Here is a 13,413-nt window from a genome sequence, read left to right as displayed (position 1 = left end):
ATCAGGTTCGTTGCCCCCAGCCTTCGGCGGGGGATCGCGGGCAAGCCCGCTCCCACAGAGGGTATTAGAGGCCGGATTTCAGGCTGGCTTCCAGGTATTCGTCGATATCGCCGTCGAGTACCTTGTCGCAGTCGCTGCGTTCGATGTTAGTGCGCAGATCCTTGATCCGCGAGGCATCGAGCACGTACGAACGGATCTGGTGACCCCAGCCGATATCCGACTTGGTGTCTTCCAGCGCCTGGGAAGCGGCGTTGCGCTTCTGCATTTCCTGCTCGTACAACTTGGCCCGCAGCATTTTCATGGCGGTGTCCTTGTTGGCGTGCTGGGAACGTTCGTTCTGGCAGCTGACCACGGTGTTGGTCGGTACGTGGGTGATACGTACGGCCGAGTCAGTGGTGTTTACGTGCTGACCACCGGCGCCGGAGGAACGGTAGGTGTCGATCCGCAGGTCGGCCGGGTTGATCTCGATTTCCACTTTGTCGTCGATCTCTGGCGAGACGAACACCGCAGAGAATGAGGTGTGGCGACGGTTGCCGGAGTCGAACGGGCTCTTGCGCACCAGGCGGTGCACGCCGATCTCGGTGCGCAGCCAGCCAAAGGCGTATTCGCCCTTGATGTGTACGGTCGCACCCTTGATACCGGCCACTTCACCGGCGGACAGTTCCATGATGGTCGCGTCGAAACCGCGCTTGTCGGCCCAGCGCAGGTACATGCGCAGCAGGATGTTGGCCCAGTCCTGGGCTTCGGTGCCACCGGAACCGGCCTGGATATCCAGGTAGGCGTTGTTCGGGTCCATTTCGTGGCTGAACATGCGGCGGAATTCAAGCTTGGCGAGGTTTTCCTCGAGACGGGCCAGCTCGGCGACAACATCGCCCACTGCGCCTTCGTCGTTTTCTTCGACGGCCATGTCCAGCAGGTCGCGGCAATCACCCAGGCCGGTGTTCAGTTCGTCGAGGGTATCGACAATCTGTGCCAGCGCAGCGCGCTCGCGCCCCAGCTCCTGGGCGTATTCAGGTTTGTTCCAGACACTCGGATCTTCAAGCTCGCGATTGACCTCGGTCAGACGCTCATGCTTTTGATCGTAGTCAAAGATACCCCCGAATAGTTTCGGAGCGCTCGGACAGGTCCTTGATGGTGTTAAGGATCGGGTTGATTTCCATGGCGGGCAGCACTCGTTGGCGAACTTTTGAAAGCCGGCGAGTATAACGGCAAACGGCTGGAAACGGCAGCCCGCTTGGTCGATTCTGCCAAGACAGCGCTTCCCTCTCGTCACGCTTGCTTCGGTGACGGATACGCGACCATCAGAGCATTTCCTATAGATTGACGATGCCGCGCGTTAGAAAACCCGACCTACTACTCGCTAAAACCAGACCGTTCATCTGTTTATACAAATAATTTGAAAATCCAAATCAGAGCCTGCCTAAAAGACCACAAACCAACCCACTCCAATAAAAACAAACAATTAGGTTTCTAGCCAAATCATCCCAAGACTCAAGTGATAAACATACAAGAATATAAATACATCAGTTTCAGAACCGTCTTACAGAGTCTCCTACACGCATAAAATCAAATCAAAACGCCATCAGTTTTTTCTTTCTTCCCTCTCAAATAAGTTTGATCAAAGCGCCTGAGTTTTTTTCTTCAGGACGCACAAACTCTAACGATCACTCTCATAAAAATGGAGAGGCCCTATGGCACAACAAGGGTGGCAGCCAGGACAACCTTTAGAACTCAAGCCGACGATAATTACCGCAGGGAGACGAAACACTTATTGGGGTGGTGAAGGCGGAGGCTACGTAGGAAGTGGAGATGGCTGGGGCCTTCAAGAAGGGCCACGTCGGGGTGAAGGAGACCGTAGCCGCTTCAAGCAGTTTGACTTCCCTAGCACCACCGCCGATTTCATTGGAGAGCAAAAGTACAATCAATCCTTGATTGACGCGGAGTACAGCGCACGGTTCGCAACCCTCACTACTGACACTGAACGCGAACTCGCAGAGAAACAGCAAGCCGCGAAAGCTTCACAGGCACTCACAGAGACAGCCTCAGCCATTCTCGATCAAAAAATCGCATTTGAAATCATCGACGCGAAAAAATCCAAATACGCCAGTACTGCGCCACTCATCTATGGGCTCTATGATCAAAGCCCTTTTTACCTGATGGAAAACTTAACTTATACAAAGCTACGTGAAACGCTTGCCTCTTCTGACCCGATAAAAAATCTGGGCGATGCCTACACACTTTACGACAACGTCTGGAGGGCCGCACAAGAACTCAAGGCTCTCTCGCTCTCCATAGACATTCTGACTAAAAAACTTTCAGGGTTGGCAAAGGCCCGGCAAACGCTGGAGGCCAATTTAGCCGAACAGGATCCTGGCTGGGCAAATTTACACAATGAGTATCTGAAGGTCATTGCAGATGAGTTGGAAATTCAAGTGCAGTTGCTGCCGGAATACCTGCAGGTGGAACTCGCCTCTCTTGCCGGTTCGGTCGTTGGATTGACACCCGACCAGACCCTCATGCGTTACAAAAACACGCTGGACAAAATGATCGAAAAAACGATGGCTGCGATCAAACCTATTGACCCACCGTTAGCCATAAACCGGAACGGGTTGATGATTTACTATCCCGCAGCCAACCCACAGGTTACACCGCCACTCAGCAAACCCGAGCTTGAGGGACTCAAACAGCTTATTTATCTGCAGCAGAACACCGCGCTTGGGGTGAGATGGCTCAGCCACCATGATTTTGTGCTGAAGTCAGAGTCCGCGCGGTTTCTTGCCAACGCCTCCAATGCAATCAGCGACCTCGCAGAACGTGCGCAGCAGGTCGCAACGGCCCAAGCGCGTATTGAAGCGGTAAGAGTAGCCAATACCTATCGACTGTCGGGCACTGCTGCTGCGACTCAAGCGATAGTCATGACCTCAGTCGGAACTATCGCTACAGCAGAGGGGGTTACCGTCACGCTGCGAGCCGCTATTGGGGCAGCAGTGGCCGCATTGACGGAATTGGCCGCCAGTACCGCGAGTGGCTTGATGGTCGGTGTTTCAGCGCTGATCTATTCTCCCAAACTCGCGAACGGAGAACTTCCAGAGCGTTATGCGCTTGGCACACCGATCTCAACCTTGGTACCAGGCCTCGACGAGTCGACGATAAGTTCGGCAGTCAACGGCACAATCGACCTGCCGGTTCGAATGAGTTCGAGGACGGCCGCAGATGGGCGGTCAGAAGTTTTTGTGGTCAACACCGATGGTGCAAGCGTGCCTTCCAGGGTCAAAGTGGTTACTGCGACCTATGATCCTGGGCAGAAGGTATACACCGTCACGACAAGTGACATTCCACCAAGAACGTTGATTTGGACACCTATTTCCGCTCCTGGAGATAGCTCAACAACGCTGCCACCGGCCCCGCCTGAAACGCCCGTCTATGCAGGCGCCGACACAATTCCAGTCGAGGGTAGGGTTGACAGTTTTCCAGCCGTTGTTGAAGCTGGATTTGACGACTTCATCATCGTTTTCCCGGTCGATTCTGGCCTGCCTCCAATCTATGTCATGTTCAGGGATCGGCGTGAAGATCCCGGAATCGTGACAGGCAATGGGCAATCTATAACCGGCTCTTGGCTGGGAGCGGCCTCCCAGGGTGAAGGAGTCCCTATACCATCGCAAATTGCCGCAAAACTGAGAGGTCAAGAATTTAAAAACTTCAAGGCATTTCGTGAAGCCTTCTGGAAAACGGTTGCTAGCGACTCGGAACTGGCTAGTCAGTTAAACCGTCAAAACCTAAGAAGAATACTAAACGGCAAGGCGCCCTATACTAGCGAACTAGAACATGCTGGAAAATCTAGTAAATTCGAACTTCACCATAAAATATTCATTTCCCAAGGCGGAGAAATTTTCGACATCGACAATATCCACATAGTCACTCCAAAACTTCATAAGCGTATTCACGGCAAAGGTAATTAAGATGAAAACCTCAATTTCCGAGCACACAGAAAGCGAATTTTTAAAATTTGTAATTTCTCTTTGTGATGCGAGTGCTCGCTCTGAGGAAGAAGATGACGAAATGCTATTAGAATTCAAGCGACTTACGGAGCATCCTGATGGGTCAGATCTCGTCTATTATCCAAGAAAGGGTAGAGAAGACAGTCCAGAAGGCATTGTAAAAGAGGTCAAAGAGTGGCGCGCGAATAATGGCAAGCCTGGATTCAGAATAGAATAACGCCGTCCTGCCCCCTGCCATCGGCTCTACAACGATGGCAGATTTCTTAGCTCAAAAACTTTCATATGTAATCAATTCGGATGAGTACGAAACTCAGGAGTGCAAGGGGGAAGTCCCCCTCGCACATTGAAGTTGGCCTCTAATTACTCGATACCAACCTGATTACGCCCATTGTTCTTGGCCGTGTACAACCCCTTGTCCGCCGCCATGATCAACTGCCGACAGTCCGTACCCTGAGCCGGCGTCAACGTCGACAGCCCGATACTGATGGTCAGGCTGGCACCTTCAGCCGGGGCGATGTGCGGGATTTTCAACGCCGCCACCGCCATGCGCAGTTTTTCCGCGACCAGGCGTGCGCCGCCCGGCGAGGTGTTGGGCAGGACCAGTGCGAACTCTTCGCCACCGTAGCGCGCCGGCAAGTCCGAAGGGCGGCTGCTGGCATCGCGAATGGTGGCTGCGACTTTGCGCAAGGCTTCGTCGCCCTCGACGTGGCCGAAGCTGTCGTTGTAGGTCTTGAAGAAGTCCACATCGATCATCAGCAACGAGAGTTGGGTCTGGTCGCGCATGGCGCGGCGCCATTCCAGCTCCAGGTATTCGTCGAAGTGACGGCGGTTGGACAGCCCGGTCAGGCCGTCGGAGTTCATCAGGCGTTGCAGCACCAGGTTGGTGTCCAGCAACTGTTGCTGGCTGACCCGCAACGCGCGGTAGGCCGCGTCGCGCTGCAACAGGGTCATGTAGGAGCGCGAGTGATAGCGGATGCGTGCTACCAGTTCGATGTTGTCCGGCAGCTTGACCAGGTAATCATTGGCCCCGGCCGCAAAGGCCGCGCTTTTGATCAGTGGGTCCTCTTTGGTGGACAGCACGATGATCGGGATATTCGCGGTGGCCGGGTGATTGCGGTACTCACGCACCAGGGTCAGGCCGTCCAGGCCCGGCATCACCAGGTCTTGCAGGATCACCGTGGGCTTGATGCGGATCGCCTGGGCAATCGCCTGGTGCGGGTCGGCGCAAAAGTGGAAGTCGATGTTCTCTTCATGGGCCAGGCCACGCCGCACGGCTTCACCGATCATGGCCTGGTCGTCGACCAGCAGCACCATGGCGGCGTTTTCGTCGGTCTTGAAGTCGTCGAGCTGTAAATCATTCATGTGCAATCACCTGAATTACTACCTGCAAGCCAGCACGGCGGGAGATTTTTGTTCATTTTGCAAAGACCTCCAGCAATCGGGGCGCAATTCTATCCAGTGGGCGAATTTCAACAGCAGCATCAATCGCCGCCGCCGCTTTGGGCATGCCATACACCGCCGAGCTCTGCTGGTCCTGGGCGATGGTCAAATATCCTTGTTCACGCATCAGCTTGAGGCCCTGGGCGCCGTCGCGCCCCATGCCGGTGAGCAAGACGCCAACGGCGTCACCGTTCCAGTAACTGGCGACGCTTTCGAAAAACACGTCGATGGAGGGCCGGTAAATCTCGTTCACCGGCTCTGCGGTATAGGCTAACGTGCCATTTTTCAACAAGCGAATATGGTGGTTGGTTCCGGCCAGCAATACCACGCCGGGTTGAGGCGGCTCGCCCTCACAGGCCAGGCGCACCGGCAGGCCGGAAGCGCTGCTCAGCCACTCGGCCATGCCGGCGGCGAAGACCTGGTCCACATGCTGTACCAGCACGATGGCGGCGGGAAAATCCCGGGGCAAACCCTTGAGCAGAACTTCCAGTGCCGCCGGCCCACCAGCCGAAGAACCAATGGCCACCAGCCGTTGACGCTTGCCGGTGACCCGCTGCGGCGGGGTTTCGGCACGCACCCGCGTGCCGCGCTGGCCGATCAGCCAACCAATATTGAGGATCTTGCGCAGCAGGGGCGCGGCCGCATCCTTAGGGTTGCCAACGCCCAGTGCCGGGGTGTCCACCACATCCAGGGCGCCGTGGCCCATGGCTTCGAATACGCGGCTGACGTTGGCCTGGCGGTCGACAGTGACGATCACAATCGGGCAAGGCGTGTCGGCCATGATCTGCCGGGTGGCCTCCACCCCATCCATCACCGGCATGATCAGGTCCATCAGGATCAGGTCCGGGGTCAGCTCGGCGCAACGCTGTACCGCTTCCAGGCCATTGCTGGCCACCCATACCACCTCGTGGGCGGGCTCGTAACTCAGGGCGCGGCGCAAGGCCTCCACCGCCAGGGGCATGTCATTGACGATCGCAATCCTCATGCCCGGGCGCCTCCAATCAGTTCAACCACGGCGTCGAGCAAGGCGTCGTCATGGAAACTGGCTTTGGCTAGATAATAGTCGGCCCCGGCGTCGAGGCCACGGCGGCGGTCTTCTTCACGATCCTTGTAGGAAACCACCATCACCGGCAACGATTGCAGGCGACTGTCACGGCGCAAAAGTGTGACCAATTCAATACCGTCCATGCGAGGCATATCAATATCAGTGATAAGCAGGTCGAAGTCCTCGGAGCGCAATGCGTTCCAGCCATCCATGCCATCGACCGCAACAGCGACTTCATAACCACGATTGAGTAATAATTTGCGTTGCAGCTCGCGCACCGTCAGTGAGTCGTCCACCACCAGCACACGCTTGCGCGGCGCTTCGGTGGCCTGCTGGCTGCGCCGGGCAATGCGCTCCAGGCGACCGGTGTTGAGCAATTTATCCACCGAACGCAGCATGTCTTCGACATCGACGATCAACACCACCGAGCCGTCATCGAGCAAGGCCCCGGCGGAAATGTCCTGGACTTTCCCCAGACGATCATCCAGCGGCAACACCACCAGGGTGCGCTCGCCGATAAAACGCTCCACGGCAATCCCGTATACGGCATCGCGCTCGCGGATCACCACCACCTTCAAGGTATCTGACGGGTTCTGCCCCGGCGGGCGCTGCAGCAACTGGCTGGCGGCAACCAGGCCGACGTGCCGGCCCTCATGCCAGAAATGCTGGCGGCCTTCCAACTGCACGATGTCGTCGGGCGCCAGGTCGCACATGCGTTCGATATGCGCCAGGGGAAAGGCATAGGCTTCTTCGCCGACTTCCACCACCAGGCTGCGCACCACCGACAGGGTCAACGGCACCTCAAGATGGAAGCGGCTGCCCTGCCCCGCCGTCTGCTCCAGCACCACCGCGCCGCGCAGTTGACGAACCATATGTTGCACCGCGTCCAGGCCGACCCCGCGCCCGGACACTTCGGTGACTTTGTCGCGCAGGCTGAACCCTGGCAAGAAGAGGAACGTGAGCAGTTCCTCTTCACTCAGACGCAGGGCCGTTTCAACCGGCGACAGATGGCGGTCGACGATGGTGCCGCGCAGGCGCTCGAGGTCGACACCGTTGCCGTCATCGCTCAATTCCAGCACCAACAACCCGGCCTGATGGGACGCACGCAGGCGAATCAAGCCTTCCGCCGGCTTGCCCGCCAGCACGCGTTGCTCAGGGGGTTCGATGCCGTGATCGACCGCATTGCGTAATAGATGGGTGAGCGGCGCTTCGAGTTTTTCCAGCACGTCCCGGTCGACCTGGGTCTTTTCGCCCTCAATCTCCAGGCGCACTTGCTTGCCCAGGCTGCGACCTAAGTCACGCACCATGCGCACCTGCCCGGCCAGCACATCGGCAAACGGCCGCATGCGGCAGGCCAATGCGGTGTCGTAGAGCACCTGGGCGCGCTGGCCGGCCTGCCAGCCGAACTCATCCAGCTCGGCGTTTTTTTCCGCCAGCAGGGCCTGGGCTTCACTCAGCAGGCGACGGGTATCGGCCAGGGCCTCCTGGGCTTCCAGGTTCAGATCCAGCGACTTGAGCTGGCCGTCCAGGGCATCCAGCGCACGCAAGCTGTTACTTTGAATGCGCTTGAGGCGTTGCAGGCTGGCCAGGTACGGCTTGAGCCGCTGGGTTTCCACCAGGGATTTGCTGGACAAGTCCAACAGACTGTTCAAGCGCTCAGCCGTCACCCGCAGCACACGCTCGCCGCCTTCGGTCATGCGCTTGTTCTGGCGCGGCGCGTCACTGCCGAGCGGTGGCGCAGGCTCCAGCTCGGGCTCCAGCAGCAGCGCGTCAACCCGCGGCGCGGGGATGGGCTCGGGTTTTGGCGCGGGCGTCGCAATCGGCTGCGAGGGATCGAGCAAGCGCTCCATCAGCGCTACGTACGCCTCGATATCCGCCGGCCCCACATCGTTGCCCGGGGTGGCGATACGCATCAACAGATCAGTGCCTTGCAGTAATGCGTCGATATGTTCAGGTTGCAGATACAGACGGCCTTCCTGGGCGCTGACCAGGCAATCTTCCATGACGTGGGCCACGCTGACGCCGGCATCCACACCGACAATCCGCGCCGCCCCTTTAAGTGAATGCGCGGCGCGCATGCAGGCTTCGAGCTGGTCGGCCTGGGTCGGGTTGCGTTCCAGCGCCAGCAGGCCCGCGCTCAACACTTGGGTCTGCGCATCAGCCTCCAGGCTGAACAGTTCCAACAGCGAGGCATCGCGCATCTGGTCGGGGGTCATGCGAGGCTCCGGGTCACGGCGGACAACAATTGCGCTTCGTCCAGCCAACGCAGGCTGCGGCCTTTCCACTGCAACACGCCTTGGGTGTAGCGTGCGCTGGCCTGGGTGCCGGACACCGATGCGGCCTTCAAGGTGCGCTCATCGATGGCATGGATACCGTCTACTTCATCCACCGGCACCACGACCGGGCCGTCCTGGGCAGCGATGATCAGCATGCGCGGCATGATCCGCCCGCCGCTGGAGCCGGCACTGGTGCTGTCCAGGCCCAACAGTTCCACCAGTGACAGGCACGCCACCAGCGCCCCGCGTACGTTGGCCACGCCCAGCAGCGCTCGGGAACGCTGGTGCGGCAGCGAGTGGATCGGCTGCAACGGCGCCACTTCCACCAGGCAACGGGTGGCGATACCGAGCCATTCTTCGCCGAGGCGGAACATCAACAGCGAACGGGTGACCACCTCGTTATCCGCTTCGGCAGTTGCCTGCGCGTGATGGTCGTCCTGTTGCAGTGCGTAGCGGTCGAGCAGGCGTGTGGCGGCGGCGGAATACACCGAGCAATTGCGGCAGTGGATATGCTCGGCCAACAACGGGCAGGACTTGTCGCCATGAATACCGATGCGGTTCCAACAGTCGTCAATGGCTTGGATATCGGTCAGCGTCAGGTCCAGGCCTGCGGTGTCGAGCGCGTCAGGACTACTCATCGTTTGGACTCACTGTCAGCTCGCTCGCTACGGGCGGCGCGTGCCTGAAGACGGCGCGCGCCGGCACTGTCACCCTGGGACTCGAGCAACGCGGCCAGGTGCATCAGGGCCTGGGGATGCTGCGGTTCCAGATACAGGGCTTTTCGGTAATACCCTTGGGCCTCCAGGGCACTGCCAGCCACATCGCTGAGCAGCCCCAACCAGTAAAACACCTGGGCGGCCGGCGGGTGACTGCTCAAATACCGTTCGCAGGCCGCTCGGGCCTCGGCACTTTTGCCCTCGTTGGCCAGGGTTGCGATCTGGCTGAGCAAATCCCCGGCATCGGTAGTCACCACTTTGACCGGTGGCACGTTGGGGCTGACGGTGCTGAACGGCCGCGGCTTGAGCGGTATCGGCACCGCCCTGCGCTGCGGTAGCGGCGCGGGCGTCGGTTTGACCACAGGTGCAACCGGCGGGGCCGGTTCTACATGCCGACTGAAGGCAAAGGACTGCGGCACACCGATGGAGCGCATGCCGTGACGCCCCAGCAGGCTGCCCTCGGCCGGGCCGATAAACAGCACACCGTCTACGTGAGTCAATGCCTTGAGCACATCAAAGACCTGTTTCTGGGTCGGCTGGTCGAAGTAGATCAGCAAGTTGCGGCAGAACACAAAATCGTAGGTTGGCTCATTCGCCAGCAGTGCCGGGTCCAGCAAGTTGCCGACTTGCAGGCGCACTTGTTCGCGCACCCGGTCGGCGATGCGGTAATTACCTGCGTCTTCAGTGAAGTGACGGTCACGAAACTCAAGGTCGGCGCCGCGAAACGAGTTCTTGCCGTACACGCCCCGCCGCGCGCGCTCCACCGACAGCGGGCTGACATCCATGCCCTGCACTTTGAACTGGTGGGGCGCCAACCCCGCATCGAGCAAGGCCATGGCAATCGAATAGGGTTCTTCGCCGGTCGAACACGGCAGGCTGAGAATACGCAGGGCGCGCATCTGGTTGATCTCGGCCAAGCGTGCCTGGGCCAGGCGAGCCAGGGTTGCAAAGGATTCGGGATAGCGGAAAAACCAGGTCTCGGGGACGATCACCGCTTCGATCAGCGCCTGCTGCTCGTCATGGGAGGTTTGCAGGTGTTGCCAGTAAGCCTCCGCCGACTGCGACTGGGACGACTGGCAGCGCTGGCGCACCGCGCGTTCGATAATCGCCTCGCCCACCGAAGCGACGTCCAGGCCGATGCGTTCTTTCAAAAACGCGAAAAACCGCGGGTCATTGCTCATAGGCTCAACTCGGCGGAAAACAGCAAGGCGCGCACTGGCGCGGTCAACAGATCCGCAACGCCAATCCACTGCATCAAGCCCTGGGCATCTTCACGCACCGGCCCCAGGTACGGCGCCTGCCGGTTGTCCAGGCCATAGGGCTGGAATTCGGCGGGGTCGCAACGCAGGGTGTCGGTGGCCTGTTCCAAAATCAGCCCCAGCCAACGCGCCTCACTCCAGGGCTGCGGCTGGTAATTGACCAGCACCAGGCGCGTGCTGGTACGCGCCTGGGCCGAAGTGCCGAACGTCAGGGCGCTCAAGTCGATGACCGGCACCAGCACCCCACGATGGGCGAAGATACCCGCCACCCACAAGGGCGCTTGGGCGATAGGTTTGAGCGCCAGGCGCGGCAGCACCTCGGCCACTTCCGTAGCCTTGAGGGCAAAGCGTTCGTTGCCGATGCGAAACACCAGAAACAACGCCTTTTTCGCTGCCGGGACGGCACCGCGTTTAGCCGCGAGTTCGCTCATCAGACTTTGAAACGCGAGACGCCGCTGCGCAGACCGACCGCAACCTGGCTCAGTTCATCAATGGCAAAGCTGGCCTGGCGCAGGGATTCGACGGTCTGGCTGCTGGCATCGCCCAATTGCACCAGCGCGTGGTTGATCTGCTCGGCACCGGTGGCCTGGGCCTGCATGCCTTCGTTGACCATCAGCACCCGCGGCGCCAGGGCCTGTACCTGATGGATGATCTGCGACAGTTGCTCGCCCACTTGCTGCACCTCAGACATGCCGCGGCGCACCTCCTCGGAGAATTTGTCCATGCCCATCACCCCTGCCGACACCGCCGACTGGATCTCACGCACCATCTGCTCAATGTCGTAGGTCGCCACAGCGGTCTGGTCGGCCAGGCGGCGCACTTCGGTGGCAACCACGGCAAAGCCGCGCCCGTACTCACCGGCTTTCTCAGCCTCGATCGCAGCATTGAGGGACAACAGGTTGGTCTGGTCGGCCACCTTGACGATGGTGACTACCACCTGGTTGATGTTGCCGGCCTTCTCATTGAGGATCGCCAGCTTGGCGTTGACCAGGTCGGCGGCGCCCATCACCGAGTGCATGGTTTCTTCCATGCGGGCCAGGCCCTGCTGGCCAGAACCGGCAGCCACCGAGGCCTGGTCGGCGGCGGTAGACACCTCGGTCATGGTGCGGACCAAGTCCTTGGACGTGGCGGCAATTTCGCGGGAAGTGGCGCCGATTTCTGTGGTCGTGGCCGCTGTTTCGGTAGCGGTCGCCTGTTGCTGCTTGGAGGTCGCGGCAATTTCGGTGACCGAGGTAGTGACCTGTACCGATGAACGCTGCGCCTGGGACACCAGAGCAGTCAGCTCGGTCATCATGTCGTTGAAGCCGGTTTCAACCGCGTTGAATTCATCCTTGCGCTCCAGATTCAGGCGCTTGCTCAGGTCGCCGGTGCGCATGACTTCGAGGATTTGAACGATGCGCTGCATCGGCGCCATGATCGCGCGCATCAGCAACAGGCCACACAGCGCGGCGGCGAGAATCGCCAGCAACAGCGAGACGCCCATGCTGATCTTCGCGGCCGCTACCGCATCATCGATGGCGGCGGTGGCGTTGTCGGCGACCTGCTTGTTTTCGTTGATAATGTCATTGAGCTTCATGCGGCCTGCGGTCCAGGCGGGGGTCAGTTGCTCGTTGAACAACCTCAGTGCTTCGGCGGCGTTATTGCTCTGATGGGCCGCCAAGACCTGGGCGAGAATCTGGTTGTAGCTCTGGTGCAGTTTTTCGAAGGCATCGAATTCGGTGCGATCCTGGGTGATATTGATCGTCCCTGCGTAGCTGGCCATATGTTGCTCAAGCCGAGCCTCGAAAGACTTGTAGTCCTGTTTGTCGGTTTCGGAAATGCCCTGGTTCTCGTGGATCCCGACCAACTCCTGGGTCTGCAGGTAGCTGTCGACCCAGGCGCTACGAATCATGGAGCTGAAAAACACCCCGGGCACCGCATCGTCCCGCACTGAGTTTTCGCTGATTTCGATTTTCAGCAGGCGCGAATACGAGACCACGACCATCAGCAGCATGATCGCGATAATTACCGCAAAGCTCGCCAAAATCCTTTGGCGCAGGGTCCAGTTCTTCACAGTAATTCCTCGCAGGGCCATTCAAATGGAGGGGAGTATAGCTGAGCGGCTGCGCGCTTTTATCAAGGCTTTTGATGTGCAGTGCACAGAATGCAGATGTGCTCGCGTTGGCCACAGCTATCTACACAATTTTGGTACGGCGCTGGACCTGTGGCGAGGGAGCTTGCTCCCGTGACGGCCTGACAGCCGACGCCTACCCACCTGCCCCCCCCACGATCTGAATGTGGGAGCTGACTTGCCTGCGATGGCGGCCTGACAGTCAACACAGCTGGATTGTGTACATATCCATTCCTGCGGCAATGGCCGCTTAGGGTTCCGCCCTGACGGCGGCTCACTTTTGAAAAGCGCAAAAGTAAGCAAAACGCTCTTGCCCCACCACTCGGCACCTCGCCTAGGCTCGGTGTGCCCGTAATCCGCCAGTGATTTGGGGGGCCGCCGCCACGCGCCATCCATGGCGCGGGGCGGCTAAACCGGCATCCCTGCCGGTTTACCCCCCAAATCCCTGTCGAATTCCGGCCAGCGTGGTTTAACGGGGCGCCTGAGATCAAGATCACAAGCAGATCAAAAGCAAGATCAAGAGCGGCTCGCTTCGCATCGTGGTTACGGTGTTGGTGCCTATGCCGCGA

10 protein-coding genes are annotated in these 13,413 nt (G+C 59.2%); 2 read left to right on the top strand and 8 right to left on the bottom strand.

What is annotated here, in order from left to right; translation table 11 throughout:
- Positions 1–64: 64 nt before the first annotated feature.
- A protein-coding gene (gene prfB / locus BT204_RS17700) for a peptide chain release factor 2 (protein WP_096001736.1) occupies positions 65–1,160 on the bottom strand; the annotation gives its coding sequence in 2 pieces (ribosomal slippage) (positions 65–1,087 and positions 1,089–1,160; 1,095 coding nt in all).
- 531 nt (positions 1,161–1,691) lie between these two features.
- Between prfB and BT204_RS17695 the strand changes: the two genes are divergently transcribed.
- Both BT204_RS17695 and BT204_RS17690 read left to right on the top strand, forming a co-directional pair.
- The gene (locus tag BT204_RS17695; RefSeq protein WP_072447661.1) at positions 1,692–3,959 is read left to right on the top strand and encodes an S-type pyocin domain-containing protein; all 2,268 of its coding nucleotides are present in this window, start codon (positions 1,692–1,694) and stop codon (positions 3,957–3,959) included.
- A 1-nt stretch (position 3,960) separates the two neighbouring features.
- Positions 3,961–4,215, top strand: coding sequence for a bacteriocin immunity protein (locus BT204_RS17690; protein ID WP_072447659.1), 255 nt, complete (start codon positions 3,961–3,963; stop codon positions 4,213–4,215).
- Positions 4,216–4,358: 143 nt separating this feature from the next.
- On the opposite strand, the gene BT204_RS17685 is transcribed toward BT204_RS17690, so the two are convergent.
- Genes BT204_RS17685 through BT204_RS17655 form a run of 7 tightly spaced genes read right to left on the bottom strand, consistent with a single transcriptional unit; the run spans position 4,359 to position 12,787 of the window.
- Positions 4,359–5,360: a response regulator gene (locus BT204_RS17685; protein ID WP_054897111.1), complete on the bottom strand. Its 1,002-nt coding sequence runs from the start codon at positions 5,358–5,360 to the stop codon at positions 4,359–4,361.
- 52 nt (positions 5,361–5,412) lie between these two features.
- Positions 5,413–6,423, bottom strand: coding sequence for a chemotaxis response regulator protein-glutamate methylesterase (locus tag BT204_RS17680; protein ID WP_034126508.1), 1,011 nt, complete (start codon positions 6,421–6,423; stop codon positions 5,413–5,415).
- Positions 6,420–8,699, bottom strand: coding sequence for a hybrid sensor histidine kinase/response regulator (locus BT204_RS17675; protein ID WP_054897110.1), 2,280 nt, complete (start codon positions 8,697–8,699; stop codon positions 6,420–6,422). Before BT204_RS17675 ends, BT204_RS17680 begins: the two co-directional genes overlap by 4 nt.
- Positions 8,696–9,397: a chemotaxis protein CheW gene (locus BT204_RS17670; RefSeq protein ID WP_072447657.1), complete on the bottom strand. Its 702-nt coding sequence runs from the start codon at positions 9,395–9,397 to the stop codon at positions 8,696–8,698. Before BT204_RS17670 ends, BT204_RS17675 begins: the two co-directional genes overlap by 4 nt.
- Complete coding sequence (locus BT204_RS17665) at positions 9,394–10,656, bottom strand: CheR family methyltransferase (protein WP_054897108.1); 1,263 nt, start codon at positions 10,654–10,656, stop codon at positions 9,394–9,396. Before BT204_RS17665 ends, BT204_RS17670 begins: the two co-directional genes overlap by 4 nt.
- Positions 10,653–11,165, bottom strand: coding sequence for a chemotaxis protein CheW (locus tag BT204_RS17660; protein WP_034126504.1), 513 nt, complete (start codon positions 11,163–11,165; stop codon positions 10,653–10,655). Before BT204_RS17660 ends, BT204_RS17665 begins: the two co-directional genes overlap by 4 nt.
- Positions 11,165–12,787 (bottom strand): methyl-accepting chemotaxis protein, encoded by a 1,623-nt coding sequence (locus tag BT204_RS17655; RefSeq protein WP_014717193.1) that lies wholly within the window; start codon positions 12,785–12,787, stop codon positions 11,165–11,167. Before BT204_RS17655 ends, BT204_RS17660 begins: the two co-directional genes overlap by 1 nt.
- Between the last annotated feature and the right edge of the window lie 626 nt (positions 12,788–13,413).

Origin of the sequence: Pseudomonas sp. NFPP02, from assembly GCF_900119355.1 — a bacterium.
Taxonomy (GTDB): domain Bacteria; phylum Pseudomonadota; class Gammaproteobacteria; order Pseudomonadales; family Pseudomonadaceae; genus Aquipseudomonas; species Aquipseudomonas paracarnis.
Note: the sequence above shows the minus strand (reverse complement) of the source record. Positions and strands in the feature narration are given on the sequence as shown.